The sequence below is a fragment of the Paenibacillus agaridevorans genome, from assembly GCF_003112455.1.
Taxonomy (GTDB): domain Bacteria; phylum Bacillota; class Bacilli; order Paenibacillales; family Paenibacillaceae; genus Pristimantibacillus; species Pristimantibacillus agaridevorans.
Genome location: NZ_BDQX01000042.1, coordinates 1 through 20,241 on the forward strand (window position 1 = coordinate 1; position 20,241 = coordinate 20,241).

General features: G+C 50.7%; 17 protein-coding genes. All 17 read right to left on the reverse strand.

Features of this window, described 5'->3' with window-relative positions:
• The coding region (argH, locus tag PAT3040_RS04335) for an argininosuccinate lyase (RefSeq protein WP_108991664.1) at positions 1 to 1,347 on the reverse strand (1,347 nt) is incomplete at its 3' end.
• 137 nt (positions 1,348 to 1,484) lie between these two features.
• A complete protein-coding gene (locus PAT3040_RS04340; protein ID WP_087569399.1) occupies positions 1,485 to 2,723 on the reverse strand; it encodes an argininosuccinate synthase in 1,239 nt (412 codons plus the stop codon).
• Between the two features lie 39 nt (positions 2,724 to 2,762).
• Positions 2,763 to 3,719: an ornithine carbamoyltransferase gene (gene argF / locus PAT3040_RS04345; RefSeq protein ID WP_108991665.1), complete on the reverse strand. Its 957-nt coding sequence runs from the start codon at positions 3,717 to 3,719 to the stop codon at positions 2,763 to 2,765.
• 36 nt (positions 3,720 to 3,755) lie between these two features.
• Complete coding sequence (gene argD / locus PAT3040_RS04350) at positions 3,756 to 4,946, reverse strand: acetylornithine transaminase (RefSeq protein ID WP_108991666.1); 1,191 nt, start codon at positions 4,944 to 4,946, stop codon at positions 3,756 to 3,758.
• A 7-nt stretch (positions 4,947 to 4,953) separates the two neighbouring features.
• Positions 4,954 to 5,757: an acetylglutamate kinase gene (gene argB / locus PAT3040_RS04355; RefSeq protein ID WP_108991667.1), complete on the reverse strand. Its 804-nt coding sequence runs from the start codon at positions 5,755 to 5,757 to the stop codon at positions 4,954 to 4,956.
• A gap of 14 nt (positions 5,758 to 5,771) precedes the next feature.
• The gene (argJ, locus tag PAT3040_RS04360; protein ID WP_108991668.1) at positions 5,772 to 7,001 is read right to left on the reverse strand and encodes a bifunctional ornithine acetyltransferase/N-acetylglutamate synthase; all 1,230 of its coding nucleotides are present in this window, start codon (positions 6,999 to 7,001) and stop codon (positions 5,772 to 5,774) included.
• Positions 7,002 to 7,073: 72 nt separating this feature from the next.
• Positions 7,074 to 8,123, reverse strand: a complete 1,050-nt coding sequence (argC, locus tag PAT3040_RS04365; RefSeq protein ID WP_108991669.1) for an N-acetyl-gamma-glutamyl-phosphate reductase — start codon at positions 8,121 to 8,123, stop codon at positions 7,074 to 7,076.
• A gap of 380 nt (positions 8,124 to 8,503) precedes the next feature.
• Entirely contained in the window at positions 8,504 to 9,397 is an 894-nt protein-coding gene (locus PAT3040_RS04370) for a YitT family protein (protein WP_373863925.1), read from the reverse strand.
• Between the two features lie 63 nt (positions 9,398 to 9,460).
• Positions 9,461 to 10,571, reverse strand: a protein-coding gene (gene prfB / locus PAT3040_RS04375) for a peptide chain release factor 2 (protein WP_108991670.1) whose coding sequence is annotated in 2 segments (ribosomal slippage) — positions 9,461 to 10,498 and positions 10,500 to 10,571 — 1,110 coding nt in all. Because the reading frame shifts where the segments join, the coding sequence is not laid out codon by codon here.
• A gap of 271 nt (positions 10,572 to 10,842) precedes the next feature.
• Entirely contained in the window at positions 10,843 to 13,350 is a 2,508-nt protein-coding gene (gene secA / locus PAT3040_RS04380) for a preprotein translocase subunit SecA (RefSeq protein WP_108991671.1), read from the reverse strand.
• A 133-nt stretch (positions 13,351 to 13,483) separates the two neighbouring features.
• Positions 13,484 to 14,029: a ribosome hibernation-promoting factor, HPF/YfiA family gene (gene hpf / locus PAT3040_RS04385; RefSeq protein WP_108991672.1), complete on the reverse strand. Its 546-nt coding sequence runs from the start codon at positions 14,027 to 14,029 to the stop codon at positions 13,484 to 13,486.
• An 89-nt stretch (positions 14,030 to 14,118) separates the two neighbouring features.
• Positions 14,119 to 15,189 (reverse strand): glycosyltransferase family 2 protein, encoded by a 1,071-nt coding sequence (locus PAT3040_RS04390; protein ID WP_108991673.1) that lies wholly within the window; start codon positions 15,187 to 15,189, stop codon positions 14,119 to 14,121.
• A 47-nt stretch (positions 15,190 to 15,236) separates the two neighbouring features.
• Complete coding sequence (gene glf / locus PAT3040_RS04395) at positions 15,237 to 16,352, reverse strand: UDP-galactopyranose mutase (RefSeq protein WP_108991674.1); 1,116 nt, start codon at positions 16,350 to 16,352, stop codon at positions 15,237 to 15,239.
• A gap of 11 nt (positions 16,353 to 16,363) precedes the next feature.
• The gene (locus PAT3040_RS04400) at positions 16,364 to 16,795 is read right to left on the reverse strand and encodes an FAD synthase family protein (RefSeq protein ID WP_108991675.1); all 432 of its coding nucleotides are present in this window, start codon (positions 16,793 to 16,795) and stop codon (positions 16,364 to 16,366) included.
• Positions 16,796 to 16,823: 28 nt separating this feature from the next.
• Positions 16,824 to 17,528, reverse strand: coding sequence for a phosphocholine cytidylyltransferase family protein (locus PAT3040_RS04405; protein WP_108991676.1), 705 nt, complete (start codon positions 17,526 to 17,528; stop codon positions 16,824 to 16,826).
• Between the two features lie 16 nt (positions 17,529 to 17,544).
• Positions 17,545 to 18,927, reverse strand: a complete 1,383-nt coding sequence (locus PAT3040_RS04410; protein ID WP_108991677.1) for a glycosyltransferase family 2 protein — start codon at positions 18,925 to 18,927, stop codon at positions 17,545 to 17,547.
• A 16-nt stretch (positions 18,928 to 18,943) separates the two neighbouring features.
• Positions 18,944 to 20,191: a glycosyltransferase gene (locus PAT3040_RS04415; RefSeq protein WP_108991678.1), complete on the reverse strand. Its 1,248-nt coding sequence runs from the start codon at positions 20,189 to 20,191 to the stop codon at positions 18,944 to 18,946.
• Between the last annotated feature and the right edge of the window lie 50 nt (positions 20,192 to 20,241).

Genomic DNA, 20,241 nt, shown 5'->3' on the forward strand with positions numbered 1-20,241 from the left:
GATCGCGTCCTCGACCTGCGGCTTCGCCGTGCCGCCATAAACGTTGCGCGCGTTTACGACCTGCTCTGGCTGCAGCACCGCATAAATGCGGTCGTCGAACAGCGAGGAGAACTGCTTGAACTCGTCCAGCGTCAGATCCAGCAAATATTTGTTCTGCTCGATGCAGTATAGAACGGTCTTGCCGATGACTTCATGCGCCTGACGGAACGGCAATCCTTTGCCCACGAGGAAGTCGGCGATGTCCGTGGCGTTGGAGAAGTCCTGATTCACTGCCTGGCGCATCTGCTCCTTGTTCACCTTCATCGTCGCGATCATCGGCGCGAACAATTGGAGGGCACCCTGAAGCGTCTTCACGGTGTCGAACATGCCTTCCTTGTCTTCCTGCATGTCTTTGTTGTACGCGAGCGGCAGCGACTTGAGCACCGTCAACAAGCCTACGAGGTTGCCGTATACGCGTCCCGTCTTGCCGCGCACAAGCTCCGGCACGTCCGGATTCTTCTTCTGCGGCATAATGCTGCTGCCCGTGCAGAACGCGTCATCCAGCTCCACGAAGCGGAACTCCGTGCTCGACCACAGAATGAGCTCCTCGCTGAGGCGCGAAAGATGCATCATAATGATGGAGGCGTGCGACAAGAACTCCAGGATGAAATCGCGATCGCTTACTGCATCAAGGCTGTTCTCGTAGACGCTGTCGAACTTCAGCTGACTCGCCACAAAATGCCGGTCGATCGGAAACGTTGTGCCCGCCAGCGCGCCTGCGCCCAGCGGCAGTACGTTGATGCGCTTGTAGCTGTCCTGAAGACGCTCGATGTCGCGGCCGAACATGGATACGTACGCCATCAGGTGATGCGCGAACAAAATCGGCTGCGCGCGCTGCAGATGCGTATAACCAGGCACGATCGTGTCCGTGTTGGCTTTCGCCTGCTCGACCAGCGCGGTTTGCAGCTTGTGCAGCATGTCGACGAATTCCACGACGCGTTTGCGAAGCCACAGATGCATGTCCGTCGCGACCTGGTCGTTCCGGCTGCGGCCCGTATGAAGCTTGCCGCCGACCGTGCCTACGTCATCGATGAGCGTTTTTTCGATATTCATATGAATGTCTTCATCGCCGATGGAAAATTCGATGTCGTCGCGCTTGATGCGCTGCAGAACGCGATGCAGGCCGTCCTTGATCTTCTCCACATCGTCCGCCGGCAAAATGCCCTGCTTGCCCAGCATCGTGACATGCGCGAGGCTGCCCTGCACATCCTCCTCCGCCAGCTCCTTATCGAACATGATCGAAGCTGTATACTCCTCGACCAACTGGTCCGTTTTCTTCGTAAATCGCCCACCCCATAATTTGCTCATGCGTGACTCAGCACTCCTTCCGATCGTGAACTTCCGGTTATATCTGATATAAAAGAGGATCGGACATGGCGGACGGAAGCCTGCCTGCGCAAGCTTCCGCCGTCTGTCCGGTCCATTCGTCTATTGGGGTCCCGACTCTACTCGCCTTTGCTTTGCTCCACGCCCGACGATACCTTAAGGCGCAGCGCGTTCAAGCGGATGAAACCTGTCGCGTCGCCTTGATCGTACGCCTGCGATGGATCGGCTTCCATCGTCGCGATGTCCGGGTTGTACAGGCTGACCGGGCTCTTGACGCCGGCGCCGATGACGTTGCCTTTGTACAGCTTGAGGCGAACGACGCCCGAGACGTTCTTCTGCGATTCGGCGACCAGCGCTTGCAGAGCAAGACGCTCCGGCGCGAACCAGAAGCCGTTGTATACGAGCTGGCTGTATTTCGCGATCAGGGAGTCGCGAAGATGCATCACTTCGCGGTCCATCGTGAGCGACTCCATCTTGCGGTGAGCCGTAAAGAGGATCGTGCCGCCCGGCGTCTCGTATACGCCGCGGCTTTTCATGCCGACGAAACGGTTTTCTACCATGTCCACGCGGCCGATGCCGTGCTTGCCGCCCAGCTCGTTGAGCTTCTCCATCACTTCAAGCGGGCTCAACGCTTCGCCGTTCAGCGCTACGCAGTCGCCTTGCTCGAACGTTAGCTCGACGTATTCCGCTTGGTCCGGAGCGCGCTCCGGCGATACGCTGAGGACGTACATGTCTTCGTTCTCTTCGGCGCTCGGATCGAACCATGGATCCTCCAGCATGCCGCTCTCGAAGCTGATGTGCAGCAGGTTGCGGTCCGTGGAATACGGCTTCGCCGCCGATGCCGTAACCGGAATGCCGTGTTTCTCCGCATAAGCGATCATTTCGGCGCGGCCCGGGAATTGCTCGCGGAACGCTTCCAGACGCCATGGCGCGATAACGCCGATCTCGGGAGCCAGAGCCGCCGCCGTAAGCTCAAAGCGCACTTGGTCGTTGCCTTTGCCCGTCGCGCCATGCGCGATCGCCGTTGCGCCTTCCGCGCGCGCGATATCCACCATGCGCTTCGCGATCAGCGGACGCGCGATGGACGTGCCCAGCAAATATTGGCCTTCATACAGCGTTCCGGCTTGGAACATCGGATAGATGAAGTCTTTCGCGAATTCCGCGCGCAGGTCGTCGATGTATACTTTGGAAGCGCCGGTAGCCAGCGCTTTTTCCTCCAGACCGTCTAGCTCGTCCTTCTGTCCGATGTCGGCCGTAAACGCGATAATTTCCGCGTCGTACGTTTCTTTAAGCCATTTCAGAATGACAGATGTATCCAAACCGCCGGAATAGGCCAGCACGATTTTTTCCTTCGCCATTGTTCTCTTACTCCCCTTCAATCTTGGTTTTCGTATGAATTAAGACATGATAGCCGCCATGATCGCTTTCTGCGCATGGAGACGATTCTCAGCCTGGTCGAAAATAATGGACTGCTTCCCGTCGATAACGCTCTCGCTGACTTCTTCGCCGCGATGCGCCGGCAGGCAGTGCATGAACAGGTAGTCGTTGTTCGCGTATTTCACAAGCTCGTCGTTTACCTGGAACTTCTTGAAGGCAACCTCGCGTTCCTTCTGCTCGGCTTCTTGCCCCATGCTGGCCCATACGTCCGTATAAATAATATCCGCTCCGTCTACCGCTTCCTTCGGATCGCGGCAAATCGTGATGCGCGCGCCCGTCTCCGCCGCGTTGACTTTCGTCTGCTCAATAATGTCGGCATCCGGTTCGTAGCTTTCCGGCGTCGCGATCGACATATGCACGCCAAGCTTGGCGGCTCCCATCATAAGGGAGTGAACCATATTGTTGCCGTCGCCGATGTACGCCATCTTCAGGCCTTCCAAGCGGCCCTTCTGCTCGTAGATCGTCTGGAAGTCCGCCAGCGCCTGGCAAGGATGGGACAGGTCCGTCAGACCGTTAATGACCGGAATCGTCGCTCCGCGCGCCAATTCAACAACCTTGCGATGTGCGAACGTGCGAATCATGATGCCGTCCAGATAACGCGACAACGTCTGCGCCGTATCCCAGATCGTTTCGCCCCGGCCGATCTGCAGATCGTTCCCGCTCAGGAACAGCCCCTGCCCGCCGAGCTGGTACATCCCTACCTCAAACGATACGCGCGTGCGCGTCGACGACTTCTCGAAAATCATGCCAAGCGTCTTGCCCTTCAGAATATGATGGGTCTCGCCGGCCTTCTGCTTTTTCTTAAGATCGATCGCCAGATCGATCAGGTAACGCAGCTCCTCCTGCTTGAAATCGACCAGCATAAGGAAATCGCGGCCTTTCAGGCTCTGCGCCAATTCTTCGTTAACGACTTGCATGGATGTTCCCTCCTTTAATGCCTCTGCTTTTCCCAGTTATTTTGCTGCCTCGAGCAGCTCCGCTAATATCGATACCGCGAGATCGATCTCCTCGCTTGTCACCAACAAATTCGGCAGTAAACGAATAACGTTTGGCCCTGCTGCTATAACGAGCAATCCGCGATTCTGCGCCTCTGTCAGCACGTTCGCCACGGGTCCTTCGCATTCAATGCCGACGATGAGTCCAAGTCCTCTAACTTCCTTTACGAAAGACGCGCTCGCAAGCTTATTGCGAAGTTGCTCCATGAGATAAACGCTTTGCTCCGCAGCTCGCGCAGGAAGCTCGTCGCCTACAATCGTCTCCAGCGTCGCCTTTACCACAGCCGTCGCGATCGGCGTGCCGCCGAATGTCGAGCCATGGCTGCCTGCCGTGAAACCTTCGCGCAGCTTCTCCTTGGCGACCATAGCGCCGACCGGGAAGCCGCTGCCGAGCCCTTTGGCCAGCGTAAAGATATCCGGCTGGATGCCGTAGTGCTCGTATGCGAACAATTTGCCCGTCCGACCAATGCCCGTCTGAATCTCGTCCACGACGAGGAGAATGCCTTCGCGTTCACACAGTTCTGCTACTTGCCGAATATAGTCCGCATTCGCCGGATGGACGCCGCCCTCCGCTTGCACCAGCTCCAGCATGACCGCAGCCGTTACGCCGCTAATCGCAGCTTTGAGCGCTTCGATGTCGTTGTAAGGAATCGTCTTGAAGCCTTCCGGCAGCGGGGCGAAACCTTCCTTCACCTTCGCTTGGCCCGTCGCCGTCAGGGTCGCCAGCGTTCTTCCGTGGAATGATTGTTCGAACGTGATGATCTCGTAACGCCCGTTCTTGGCCACCAGCTGCTGGTAACGACGGGCAAGCTTAATCGCCGCCTCGTTCGCCTCCGCGCCGCTGTTGCAAAAGAACACCGCGTCGCCGCAGCTGTTGTCCGTCAGCAGCTTGGCCGCTTCCGCCTGATTCGGAATTTGGAACAGATTCGATACATGCCACAGCTCGTCAAGCTGCTTCACCAGCGCTTCCTTGATTCGCTTAGGAGCATGCCCCAGATTCGTGACGGCAATACCGCTCATGAAATCCAAATATTTGTTGCCCTTGTCGTCCCACAGCCAGCTTCCTTCGCCCTTAACCAGAGCCATAGGATAACGCGCATAGGTAGGGAGCAAGGATTGCGTGGCTGCCGCTTCTATCGTATCCGTCATCTTGGAATTACACCCGCCTTTCGCTGGATTGGACGATGCGAGTGCCTACTCCGCCTTCGCGGACGGCCCGCGTCAATACGCCTGGCTCCTGTCCGCTTACGATAACAACCTCTTGCACGCGTCCCTGTATACATTGCACCGCCGCGCGAACCTTCGGAATCATGCCTCCGTAGATTTCGCCGCTCGCGATCATTTCGTCGATCTCCGCCACCGTCACGGACGGGAGCACAACCTTCTCTCCGTCCACCGTCTTCATGATGCCCGGCACGTCCGTGACGACGATCATCCGCTCTACGCCCAGATGGGACGCAACCGCTCCTGCCGCCGTATCTGCATTAATATTGTAGCGTTGTCCCGCGGCGTCGATGCCGATGGGGGCAATAACGGGAATATAGCCCATTCCCATTACGCCTTCGATGATCGACGCGTTCACGTCCGTCACGTCGCCGACGAAGCCGATCTCGTGCGCGTTCGATACCGGCTTCGCTTGGATCAAACCGCCGTCCACGCCGGACAAGCCGAGCGATTGGGCACCGTTAACGCCGATCTTGCGCACGATCTCCTTGTTGATCCGTCCCGCCAATACCATCTCCACGACGTCCAATACGTCGTCGTTCGTCTTGCGCAGCCCGTTCACGAACTCCGTCTCGATGCCGAGCTTCGTCAACGTCTCCGAAATCGCGGGACCGCCCCCGTGCACGATGACCGGCTTCACGCCAGCCGCCTGCAAGTCGCGCAATTCGTGGAAGAAGCCGTCGGGCAGCGCCGCGAGGGTGCTGCCGCCGCATTTCATCACAAACCGTTGTTCCATGTCCGCTCTCCTCCTTACGTCCGGTACGCCGCGTTAATGCGTACGTAGTCGTACGTCAGGTCGCAGCCCCAAGCCGTCGCGCTGCCGCTCCCCATATGCAGGTCGACGCCGATAACGACCGTATCGCCTTTGAGATATTCCAGCGCCGCATCCTCGTCGAACGCGACCGGACGGGATTGCTCCAGCGTCACGATATCGCCCAGCCTGATATCCACCGTAGCCGGATTTACCGGTTGGCCCGCGCGTCCCACGGCCGCGATAATGCGGCCCCAGTTGGCGTCGGCGCCGAATACCGCGGATTTTACAAGAGAAGAACCGATCACCGTCTTCGCAATCGCCTGCGCCGACTCATCGCTTTCCGCGCCGCGCACTTGCACCTCTACCAGCTTCGTCGCGCCTTCGCCGTCCCTGGCGATCGCTTTGGCAAGCACTTCGCATACATAACGAAGCGCGTCCGCGAACGCAGCCCAGCCTTCATGCTGAGGCGTTAGGGATTGATTGCCTGCGAGACCGCTTGCCATGGCGACTAACATGTCGTTCGTGCTCGTGTCGCCGTCCACCGTAATCATATTAAACGTCAGATCCGTCGACTGGCGAAGCAACGTCTGAAGTTCGTCGCTTCCGATCGCGGCATCCGTCGTGACAAAGCCCAGCATCGTCGCCATGTTGGGATGGATCATGCCGGAGCCCTTCGCCGCGCCAGCAATAGATACGCGCTGACCGTCCAGCATCAGCTCCACGCAAACCATCTTCTGCACGAGATCCGTCGTGAGGATCGCTTGGCAGAAATCCTCAGCGCCAGCAAGACCGCCGTCCAACTTCGCCGGCAAGCCGTCGATTCCGGAGCGCACTTTGTCCATTTTCAAATTCTCGCCGATAACCCCTGTAGACGCTACTGCCACTTGATCCGCCGATACGCCTATCGCCTCCGCGAAGCGGGAACGCATCTCGTAGGCATCCGCCTCGCCTTGCTCGCCAGTGCAGGCATTAGCGTTGCCGCTGTTGACGAGAACCGCTCTAAGCACGCCGTCCGATCCGATGCTCTCGCGCGTTACCTGCAAAGGCGCCGCCTGAAATACATTCGTCGTATATACGCCAGCCGCCGTCGCCGGAACCTCGCATACGATAGCTCCCAGGTCGTGACGGGTTGTCTTCTTAAGTCCGCAGTGCAGACCGCCGGCCCGGAAGCCCTTGGGCGTCGTGACGGAGCCGTCCGCCAATACTTTGAAGCTGCCTTGTTCCATCTTGAATCGTGTCTCCTTGTCAGTTAGGTAGAAGCTGCTCGGTTGCCCAGGCATGATAGCGAGCAGCAGGAATTACGGATATACAGGAACGAATTGCAATCCCAGCGTCTCGTCCCAGTCCATCATAAGATTCAGGTTCTGTATCGCTTGACCGGCAGCGCCCTTAACCAGATTGTCGATGACGGACACGATCGTCACGCGACCCGTACGCTCGTCGACCGCGAAGCCGATATCGCAATAGTTGGAGCCCCATACTTCCTTCGTCGCAGGTACCTGTCCTTCCGGCCGAATACGAACGAAAGGTCTGCCCTCGTAGAAGCTGCGGTATAGATCAATGAAGTCGCTCGCCTTGCGGTCGCCCTTAATCGTGGCATACATCGTCGACATAATGCCCCGCGTCATCGGCACGAGATGCGTCGTAAACGTCGTCACGACCGGCGCCCCGGCCATATCGGACAGTATCATCTCGATCTCGGGGATATGCTGATGCTGATTGATTTTATAAGCCTTGAAGTTCTCGTTCAGCTCCGAATAGTGTGTGCCGAGCGAAGCGCCGCGGCCCGCGCCGGACACGCCCGACTTTGCATCGATAATGATGGTTGCGGGATCGATCCAGCCTTCCCGTACGGCCGGCGCAAGACCGAGCGTCGTTGCGGTTGGATAACAACCCGGATTGGATACAAAGCTCGCTCCGCGAACCTTCTCAGCATACAGCTCGGATAGGCCGAACACCGCTTGCTCCAGATAACTCTCGTCTGCAGCCGTTTTTTTGTACCATTGCTCATATAATCCTGGCGACTTCAATCGGAAATCTCCGGACAGGTCGATGACCTTAAGTCCCGCTTCCAAATATTGGGGCGCCAGCTTGGAGGCAACGCCCGCAGGCGTGCCCAGGAATACAACATCCGCCTTCCGCTTGATCGCCTCGGCGTCGACATCGTCAAGCAGTTCTTCCCGAATGCCCGTCAAATGCGGATAACCTTCCGTAATCGGCGTTCCCGCGCTGGACGAAGAGATGACCGAAGTCACTTCCGCAAGCGGATGGGACGCCAGAAGCCTTACCAATTCAACGCCGCCGTATCCCGTCGAGCCGACGATGGCGACACCCAGCTTTTTGCCCATTGCGATCCACTCCCTTATTACAATCTCAATCTCATGATGCTATGTGATGTAAGCCCCGCTGCCAAGGTAAAATGTCGTCCATGCGCTTGCAGTCGCGAGGCCTTCCAGTATCTACAACTTCCTATTTTACAACATTAAGGTTGTTATGAACATATGATAGAAGTCTGTATTATTATACATTCAGACTAATATTAATACAATAATCAATATGACGATATTTTCTCACTCGTGAGATTGACTAATTCCTTGCCAAACGCTAAAATAGGAGCATATGTTCGTGCACAACGTCTCATGATGAAGCATTCGTGGTTTATAAGGCCTGCACAATTATGAATGCTCGATTACGTCTATACATTCAGTCGTGCAGGCTCCCTTTCCTTTTATGTCTCCAACTTGAAACCTTGACCGAGCACCTCGGCCGTATTGCTAATAATAACGAATGCCCCTGCATCGATGTCGCGCACAAGCACCTTAAGCTTCGACACCTCATTCTGGCTTACAACGACCATGAGTATCGTCCGGCCCTGACCCGTGAAGCCGCCATGTCCATCCAATCTCGTCAACCCGCGGTCCAGATCGTTCAGGATGGCCGTCGCCACCTCCTCCGTCCGATCGCTGATGATGAATGCTACCTTGGACAATTGCAGACCGTTCTGCATGAAGTCAATCGTCTTGCTGGTCACGAAAAGTCCGATCAGCGCGTACAACGACACCTCCGGCGAGAAAATAATACCCGCCGCAATAATAACGCAGCCGTCAAAACAAACAATCGCCAGATTGTACGGGAGCCCCGTAAACCTGTGAAGCATCTGCGCCGCCAGATCAAGTCCTCCCGTGGATCCGCCTCCCCTGAACACCAACCCCAGCCCCAGTCCGACGCCGATCCCGCCGTATATAGAGGCCAAAATCGGATTGTCCGTAGGCGGCGGCATATGAGCTGTCAGAAGCACGAATAGCGGCAACACGATCGTACCCAGCAGCGTCTTGGCTCCAAATTTCCGCCCAATGATCAGCACTCCGGCTATGAACAACGGAATATTGATGGCCCATTGCGTGTACGCGGGCATAACGCCAGCCAGCTCTTGCACCAAAATCGATATGCCGGATACACCGCCCGAAGCAATGCCATTCGGCACAAGGAACAGATTAAAGCTCGTGGCTACGATCATCGAACCTAATAATAATTGCGCGATATTCCATATGGCGTACAGCCGTGGATTACGCCGCTTTAGCGAATTGCCGCGTTTTCTCTTTCCCACTTCCACTCGAACAATCCCCCTATACCCAAAAGAAGAGTCCCGCACCGTTAATTACAGTGTCAGAACTCTTCCCCTTTGTTATTCTTCCTGGCGGATCTGATGACGCAAATAGCCGTCGATGAAGGCGTCGATATCGCCATCCATGACCGCGCCTACGTTGCCTGTCTCCACGGATGTGCGGTGGTCCTTGACCATGCTGTACGGGTGGAAAACGTAGGATCTGATCTGGCTGCCCCAAGCAATGTCGGACTGCACCCCGCGAATCTCGGCGAGTTCTTTCATCTGCTCTTCGATCTTGCGCTCGTATAGCTTAGACTTCAGCATTTTCATCGCGCGATCGCGGTTGGCGATCTGTGAGCGTTCCTGCTGACAAGCAACGATGATTCCCGTCGGAATATGCGTAATCCGAATCGCGGATTCCGTCTTATTGACGTGTTGGCCGCCCGCGCCGCTGGCTCTATACGTATCGACCTTCAGATCCTCCGAACGAATCTCGATCTCGATTGTGTCGTCGATCTCCGGCATGACGTCGAGAGAGCAGAATGACGTATGACGTCTTCCAGCCGAGTCGAACGGCGAGATTCGCACGAGTCGGTGCACGCCCTTCTCCGCTTTGAGGTAGCCATAAGCATTATATCCTTTGATCAGGATGGATACGCTCTTGATGCCCGCTTCGTCTCCGTCCTGGTAATCCAGCACCTCGACCTTGAAGCCGCGCTTCTCCGCCCATCTCGTGTACATCCGGTACAACATCAGTCCCCAGTCCTGCGACTCCGTGCCGCCTGCGCCGGGATGAAGCTCGATGATGGCATTGAGCTTATCGTAAGGCTGATTCAATAACAATTGAAGCTCGAAGTCGCCAACCTTCGTCAGCAGAGCCTCGACGCCTTGCGCCAGCTCGGCTTCGAGAGACTCGTCGCCCTCTTCCTCTACCAGCTCCATCATCATCTGCAGCTCTTCCCGATCGTTATTCATCCGGTCGTATTGTTCCACGACCGACTTCACGGCGTTCAGCTCGGAGATAATGCCCTGCGCCCGCTCATTGTCGTCCCAGAAGTCTGGCATCGACATTTTTTCCTCAAAGTTCGCGATGATCTCTTGCTTGAGATCCAGGTCAAAGAGACCCCCTGAGCTCTTGGAGTCGCTTGGCCATCTCGCGTAGATCCTGTTTTACCTTAATATCCAACATGGCACGATTCTCCTCAATATAAGGTAGTTCAAAAAGTCCGTTTTTGATCACGAAGTATCCCAAGAAGTTTATTCGACGTCGAATCTTGAATTCAACCGGAACTTCCGGTGCTCACGTAGCTCTGCTACGCTCCGCTCCTCATTTCCTAGTTTCATCCAACCTTCTCGGTGCTGAAAACCGGACTTTTTGAACCTTTATTTCAATCTGGTAGTTCAAAAAGTCCGCTTTTGATCGCCTCGCCTTTTGAACCTTTATTTTTTCAACTACATAATTACTTTCCGTGGCACTGCTTGTATTTCTTGCCGCTGCCGCATGGGCACATATCGTTGCGTCCGACGCGTTCTTCGCGCTTCGCGGGCCGCTTCTCCGTATTCTCGCCACCGCCGCTAGTCGACGACGTTTGGCCCTTCACGACCTCTTGGCGCTCCAGGTTGCTCTCTACGCGAGCTTTCATGATATACTTGGCGACTTCCTCCTGGATCGTCTCGATCATCGCCTTGAACATCTCGAAACCTTCGAATTGATATTCGCGAAGCGGATCCGTACCGCCGTATGCGCGGAGATGAATACCTTGGCGAAGCTGATCCATCGCATCGATATGATCCATCCACTTGCTGTCTACCGCGCGAAGCACGACAACCTTCTCGAATTCGCGCATCGTCTCGGCGCCAAGCTGCTCTTCTCTTTGGTCATAATATGCAACGACCTTGCCAAGGATGAATTCGGACATCTCCTCCTTCTCCTTGCCCCACAGCTCTTCCTTCGTAATGGAGCCGTCATCCAGCAGATTGGCGTGCACATAATCCACGATGGCTTGCAGATCCCAATCCTCCGGAATATCCTCTGCACAATGCGCTTCAACGATACGCTCGACGACCGGCTTGATCATATCCATCACTTCGCTGCGAATGTCGGACGATTCCAGAATATCACGGCGCTGCTTATAAATAACCTCGCGCTGCTGGTTCATAACGTCGTCGTATTGCAGGACAACCTTCCGCGTATCGAAGTTGCTTCCCTCTACGCGCTTCTGAGCGGATTCTACGGCCTTGGAGATCATCCGGCTTTCGATCGGCTGATCTTCTTCCAGACCGAGACGGTCCATCATGACCATAATATTTTCCGAACCGAAGCGACGCATAAGTTCGTCTTCCAGCGACAGATAGAATTGCGAAGAACCTGGGTCGCCTTGGCGTCCCGCGCGTCCGCGCAGCTGATTGTCGATCCGGCGGCTTTCGTGGCGCTCCGTACCGATAATATGAAGACCGCCAAGCTCAGGCACCTTCTCGCCCAGCAAAATGTCCGTACCGCGTCCCGCCATATTGGTCGCAATGGTAACGGCGCCGTATTGACCAGCACGCGAAATAATTTCAGCTTCCTCGGCATGGAACTTCGCATTCAACACTTTATGCTGGACACCGCGGCGCTTCAGCATATCGGACAGCTTCTCCGAATTCTCGATGGAGATCGTGCCGACCAGGACCGGCTGGTTGTTCTTGTGGCGCTCCACGATCTCTTCTACGACGGCCTTGAATTTGCCGTTTTCCGTCTTATACACGACGTCCGGGATATCCTTACGAATCATAGAGCGGTTCGTAGGAATCTGAATAACGTCCAGACCGTAGATCCGGCGGAACTCTTCTTCCTCCGTCTTCGCCGTACCCGTCATGCCCGCCAGCTTGCGATACATCCGGAAGTAGTTCTGGAACGTGATCGTCGCGAGCGTCATGCTTTCGTTCTGTACCTTGAGCTGCTCCTTGGCCTCGATCGCTTGATGCAGACCATCGCTGTAGCGGCGGCCGGACATGAGACGACCCGTGAACTCGTCGACGATAACAACCTCGTCCTCTTGAACGACGTAATCCACGTCCCGCTTCATAATAACGTTAGCCTTGAGCGCTTGTTGGATATGATGGTTAATAAGCACGTTGGCGTGATCGAACAGGTTCTCGATGCTGAAGGCGCGCTCCGCCTTCTCTACGCCTTGCTCGTTAAGCATAACGTTGCGAAGCTTGATATCGACCGTATAGTCTTCTTCGACCTTGAGTTTGTTCACGAAGCGGTCAGCAGCATGATACAGCTCTGTCGACTTGGCTGCTTGTCCGGAAATAATAAGCGGCGTACGCGCTTCGTCGACGAGGATGGAGTCCACTTCGTCAATAATCGCGTAGTACAGGGGACGCTGAACCATCTGTTCCTTGTACAGAACCATGTTATCGCGCAAATAGTCGAATCCGAACTCATTGTTCGTGCCATAAGTAATGTCGCAGGCATAAGCCTCTTGTTTCTCCGAATGCGACAACCCATGCAGGTTACAGCCCACTGTCATTCCAAGGAAATTATACAGCTCGCCCATGATTTTGCTATCGCGCTCAGCCAAGTAGCCGTTGACCGTAACGACGTGAACACCCTTGCCGAGCAATGCGTTCAAGTAAACGGGGAGGGTCGCGACGAGCGTTTTACCTTCACCGGTTTTCATCTCGGATATTTTACCCTCATGGAGCACCATACCGCCAAGAAGCTGCACGTCAAAATGGCGCATGCCAAGCGTACGCTTCGAAGCTTCCCGTACCGTAGCGAACGCCTCCGGCAGAATAGCCGTCAGTTCCTCGCCCTTTTCGATGCGCGCCTTGAACTCATCGGTTTTGCCGCGTAATTGTTCATCAGACAAAGCCGTAAATTTCGACTCCATCGCATTAATCTCTTCTACCGTCCGCATGAGGCGCTTTACTTCGCGCTCATTCGCGTCTCCGAATATTTTTTTCACCAGTCCGAGCATGGTTTTCCCCTTTCGGTAGTTGGTCTATTTGTTTAAGATTGTAACAGTTTGTAGACCCTGTCGCAATGCACCTGCGGCAAGGCGCAAAAAAGCCCTGCTCCACTATGGAGACAGGGCTCGCGGTTGTTATGGATTAGCCTTGCTCGATTAATCCGTATTTGCCATCGCTGCGTCGATAGACGACGTTGACCTCCTTGCTCTCCGCGTTGGCGAATACGAAGAAGTTATGTCCAACCATATTCATCTGCAAAATGGCCTCTTCCACATCCATCGGTTTCAGAATATGACGCTTCGTGCGCACGAGCTCCAGATCTTCTTCCTCTTCCAGCACACTGACTGCGGAGCCTTCTTCTCGGAACAGGGCTCTCACTCCGCTGCCCTGTCTGAATTTGCGATTAACTTTGGTTTTGTACTTGCGAATCTGGCGTTCCAGCTTATCCACCACCATATCGATGGACGCATACATGTCTTCGCTCTTATCTTCGGCGCGAAGCATAACGCCAACTAGCGGAATCATCACCTCTACCGTATGCTGTGCCTTCGTGACGGAGAGAGTGACATTAATTTCGGAGGTAATAGGTGATTCGAAATATCGTTCCAACCGGCTAAGCTTCTTCTCGACGTATTCTCTCAAAGCATCTGTAACCTGAAAACGTTGGCCTCGAATGTTGTAATTCATGGGGCATTCCTCCTTTACATGCTCTTATTATATCATATGCGGGAACCTAGATCAAAATAGTTTTTAGTTATTTGTGAATTTTCAGAAAACTAATTTCTCTTCAATTGGGCTAGTCTCTCGATGGAAGGAGCATATGAAAAATGGGAGGCTTGCTCGTAGTAATCCAACGCTTTATTCATATTCCCCGTAACCTCATGGAATACGGCAAGGTTGTGCAAAGCCGAGTAGCTGCCCGTCCCCATGACGCTTTCGTATTTGTTGGACTCCCCGATCCGCAGACATTCAAGATAGGCCTTTTCTATCTCCGGGAACAGATGTATATAGCGTTGTGTATCTTGTAGGAGTAGATCCAAATAGAACTGGCCTCGTACAAAATGAAAGTCTGGGAAGTCATTTAACTGCTGTTGATTCTCATTAATGACTTGAATCCCTATTTCCATTTGTTTAGTAGCCATCATGGCGTATAAATAATCAACGATGACGTTCGGATAATAAAGTTCTCTTTTAGTTAGTAGTGAGGAAGAGGTTTGCAAGTGTTGACGCGCAGCTTCATGCTTCTCTAAGCCACGGTATTCCTTGGCTATTTGATAATGGTAGTAAGGATTAGCCGGATCGGCCTCGATCTCCATGAGAAGCAACGGAATGTTGCGTTCAGATCGCGTCGTCTCAAAGTAACCATCGTGCTGTACCTCGACAGGCAGCGTGACTCTTGGGAGACTGGAGTCCAATTGTTCGTGGATTCGGCCCTGGTAACGGACATGCTTCGGAAAGAGACGCGATATGTAAGAGCTGGCATATGATACTCCATCCTTGCTGCGGAACTTATCGATTCGTCTAATTCGACCTATCGCATCTCCCTTATTAATAAACGCACTTATGGCTGCAGCACAATCGTTGGAGATGTATTCGTCCGCATCTAGAACAAGAATCCAGTCTCCGCTTGCTTTGGAAATTGCGAAGTTTCTCGCCTCCGCGAAATGCTGATTCCATTCGCATTCAAACACTTTCGCACCGTATGTCGCTGCAACTTCATTCGTAAGATCCTTCGATCCTGTATCGGCAATTACAATTTCCTTAACCAGACTTTTGACACTGTCCAAGCATCTACCCAGCACCGCTTCTTCATTTTTGGTTATCATCACTAGAGATAAAGTCTTCATTAAGGTTCTCCTGCTTCGCTAATTTGCTATATGCCTATTTATCCACTTTACTCGAGAATCTGCCCAAGTTCATTATTTACAGCTGCGAGAGCCGCTTCAATGACTTTATCCATATCGTAATATTTGTATTGCCCTAGCCTACCTCCGAAAATGACATTGCCTTCACGAGCTGCCAACTCACTATACTTGTGGTAGAGATCATTATTTCGAGTATCATTAATCGGATAGTACGGCTCGTCGTTCCTAGTCCAGTCCTCAGAATATTCTCGTGTAATGACCGTACGTGGTTGTTGACCAAATTCAAAATGCTTATGCTCAATAATACGTGTATATGGAATCTCCGCCGACGTGTAATTGACTACTGCATTACCTTGATAATTATCTTTATCAAGCGTTTCCGTTTCAAAACGAAGACTTCGATATTCCAAATCGCCAAACCGATAATTAAAATATCTGTCGATCGGCCCTGTGAACACTGTCTTGCTCGCGATTCCCGGGTTTGATTTAATGAATTCGAAATAATCTGTATTAAGTTTAACGTCGATACCATCGAGCATCTTCTCTACAATCCCAGTATATCCACCGATCGGAATTCCTTGATAACGATCATTAAAATAGTTATTGTCATATGTAAATCTTACAGGCAAGCGCTTTATGATGAAGGCGGGGATCTCTGTGCATTTCCTTCCCCACTGTTTCTCGGTATATCCTTTGATTAATTTCTCGTATATGTCTTTTCCCACTAAACGAATTGCCTGTTGTTCAAGGTTTTGGGGATTATCTATCCCAGCCTCCTTTATTTGGGCTTCAATTATGCTCTTTGCCTCGTCAGGCGTCCTTACCCCCCACATTTTGCTAAAAGTATTCATGTTGAAGGGCAAATTATACAACTCTTTCTCGTAAACGGCCATTGGAGAGTTTACAAAGTGATTAAATTCGGCAAATTGATTGATATATTCCCAAACGGACTTATTCGATGTATGAAAGATATGCGCACCATAAACATGGACGTTTATTCCTTCCCTATTTTCCGTATAGATATTGCCCGCTATATGCTTTCGTTTTTCAATGACAAGACATCGCTTGCCTTTTCTTTTCGCTTCGTATGCAAAAATCGAACCGAACAACCCCGCTCCGACAATGAGATAGTCGTAATGTGTCACGATGCCCCCCCTTACAAAATGGATTGTTCAATCAATTTTTTAATTTGTGTAGAACTTGTTCCTTTTGTGTAAGGGAAAAACTCGATATTGGAGCCCACTTGATTCAGCTTTTTTGTATCCTCAATCCAACTAGGCTCGTTTCTCCAATCATCTCCTGAAAATAAACAATCGAATTGATATAACTCCCAGGCTTTCATCTTGTCAATGTTAGAGGACGAAACAGGTACCGCTCTATCTACAAGCTTTATCGACTCGATAATTTGCAAACGCTCGTCTCCCGGAATAAACGGCGTTTTTTTCTTGAAGTAGAAGACCAATTCATCCACAAGCACGCCTACAATAAGATATTCGCATTTCTCCTTGGCCGCCCGCAAAACATTGAGATGTCCGATATGAAATAAATCGAACACACCTGCAATATAGCCTACTTTATATGGTTTCAAATTGTGCGAACCTCCCCGAGCAACACCATCACTGTCCATTGCTTTCAATGTGCATTAATATCCGCTCATAATCGTCGAAATAATCAATTTCAGACCAGAAAAGCCCGTTAACATCCAATGTGTATATATTTTCATCTGCTGTCATGGTGTACAAAACTTCCTCCCACCATCTGCCATGCTGCTGCGTATAGATAAGGTTGTCCATTTGGCGGCAGAACGTTTCTGTGAAGTCCTTCTTCACCTTGGCCATCCCGACATACTCGCAATTGCGTTCCGTAATGGGTAAATCTTTCCCGTATTTCTTCACGCATCCGTTAATCGTCTTGAAGAAATAATCGCCGACTTCCACACGGCTGGTATCCATCGCAACAACAGCCTCATGCTGATCCTCCAACATTTTAATCAGGATATCCTTGGAAAAATAAACATCCGCATTCAACAGCAGCATATCATCGTTAATCTCTTGTTTAGCAAACCATAAACTAACGATACTATTCGTAATATCGTATAGCGGATTATGATAAAAAGTAACCGGCAGTCCTTCTAGTGCCTCCATAATTTTGTTACTTTGATAGCCTACGCATACGCTAACTTCCATTCCTTCTCCCAGAAGCATGCTTACGGTATGTCGTATAAGCGGGACGCCACTAATTGGCAACGTGCTTTTCGGTACTTCTGCTATCATTCTTGAAATTCTGGTTCCCTTGCCCGCAGCCATCAGTATAGCTTTCATAACAATCTCCCCCGCATTAAGGTTTATCCCTATTATCGGTTTCTTTCATGGAGTCTATTAATGCACTGTTAATGATAGAGTCAACCGAAACAATATGTTTAAACCCTAAAGACCCTAATGTATTAAACACTTCAAATTGATCTCGCTCGCGGATGGCAACAAGAACTAAACAATCCTCGGCTCGATCTCTCCATTGATTGATTGGGCGTATAGGAAATCCTAATAGCGATTCGGGATTATCGGAGCTGTCGGAGACTGCAAATCCGAGCATTTTTCCTGCCTTCTCATCTATTAACCTATTGGTCAAGCGTTGACCTATTCGGCCTGCTCCATAAATAAGCGTTTTCTCGAACTGCCCAACCGTATCCCAGAATGCTTTCCAATAAATCTGTACGTTCAGCTTGGAGCTTAGCATTAATCGGGGATCTTTATCATTTTTTGAGGTTCTATGAAAATAGTTTTCGGTATTGCTTATAATCTCTTTAAACTCGTCAAGTTCTTCCGATGTTAAATAACGAGAGGATATAAAACCTCTTTCGCTATCCCTTCGGAACTCATCGGCCATTCTGAGCAAAAAGGCATACTGAAATGCGATGGACAGTCTTTCATAGTTCCACTTATATGCTTTGTATTTGCTGGCAAAAAAAACTTCGCCGAGCTCGCTTGACTTACTCGGTTGGTTCTCCATAAACCGCTCCATCTCAGCAAACTCATCGCAAACGCAAAAAACCTTTCCAGGCGCATTAACCGAAGAATTAACGTTGTCCACACGATAATACAAGTAGGCCTTTGGAGTAATATAAACCTTCAGGGCCTCGAACCACACCTTCCATGAAAAAGAAAGATCCTGATAAGAGGCTCCCGGCGTCTCATGAAAAACAATATGATGCCTATTCAAAAAGCTCCGTTTATAAATGCCGCTCCAAATTCTCGGACTAGTTGGGAACACTTGCTCTTCCTCACGTGGAGAAAAAACTTTGTCGTATGGGCAGCCTTTGAAATTTTCATTATAAAATCCCTGTGCCGTATCTGTTCGATATTGGAAAAAATTAGACATCACAACGTCCGTATCATGACGGTTTGCAATAGCATAAAGTTCCTCAAACATTTCAGCCGACGCAAAATCATCGCTTTCCACAATGCCTATGTACTCCCCGACAGAATGAGCGATTCCTACATTCATTGTGTGTCCATAACCAGAATTGATTTTATCAACAACTTTTATTCGTTTATCCCGGGCAGCGTGCTCATTTAAAATGTTCAATGAGCTGTCCTTGGAACCGTCATTCACACAAATAATTTCTATATCTTTCAATGTCTGAGCAGTTAGGCTGCACAAGCATTGGTCAAGAAATTGTTCCACGTTGTAAACCGGAACAATAATCGATACTTTGGGCATCAGGATCTCCTCCTATTCAAGATTCAGGTACCAGATCCGTAAAATCCGCATCTTTATCAAGTCCAATATTTTTCAATTGTTGAATCATATCTATTCTAAAGCGAACGGTCCAGGTTGCAATAATAATGAAAAGATCATTATTGTGATTGAGTAAGTCATCGGGGTTGTGAACCTCAATGCCTTGTACTGTTTGTCCCCATCTAGTTGGGGAGTTATCTAAGAATCCCGATACAGCAAATCCAATTTTATTAAAATAATCCAAAAATACCTCTCCGGCTTTACCACTGCCAAAGAGATAGACTTTCCGACCTTTAGCGTTTTTTATAACCTCTCTCAGCATTTCTTGAAAAAGAAGTATATCTCTTCTCACCTGATTAAGATGTGATTCAAAGAGAAAATTATAAATGTTCATTTCCCGGTTCTGAGCAATCAGATAGTTTATCCATTCTACCGTAGGTGCTACTTTATCAGGTAAGATGAGCATTCCTCTTAACCGATCCCCTCTAGACTTTGCTGCAATATTCTGAGCAACTGCCTCATGTGCCTCCCAGTCAATACGATCAGCAGAGATGTTCAAATTTGATAATTGAGTTTGAACTATACTATTTGCTGAATACTTAATTTCTTTTGTATTAGTTTGAGTTAGTTGATTGTTATGGTAACGGTAATATAGAAAACACTCGTCCAGTTTTTCGATTTTAAAGTATTGTATTGCTCGAACCCATAGATCATAATCCTCTGCACCAGAATGCTTGTATAAAAGATTGTTCTCCTTTACAAAATCCTTTCTCATCATGACTGTAGGATGAACAATACAACAATAAAAGAGAAGTCTGAACCGTATCTCCTCGTGTTCAACCCTCTCAATGTAGTCACTTTGTCCTATAAATTGCGTTAAATTCCCTGATGTTATACCCACGTCCGGGTTATCTTCCATATATGCTAGCTGTTTTTCAAGTCGATCTGGCATACTTATATCATCACAGTCCATACGTGCAATATACTTTCCTCGTGCTAAGGAGATACCTTTATTTAATGTGTTATATAACTTAAGATTTTTTTCATTGTTAATGAACCGGATTCTTGGGTCGTCGTACTTCTCAATAATATTCGCGCTGTTATCAGTTGATCCATCATTAATAATTAAAAATTCAAAATTCCGATATGTTTGATTTAGAATACTTTCTATTGCTTCTTCTAAAAATGTTTCACCATTATATACCGGCATTAAAACTGTCACTATCGGTTCTTTGGAATTATACACTGAGACATTTCCTTTCAAAATCAATTTGTATCAGTTGCCTGATTAGTATT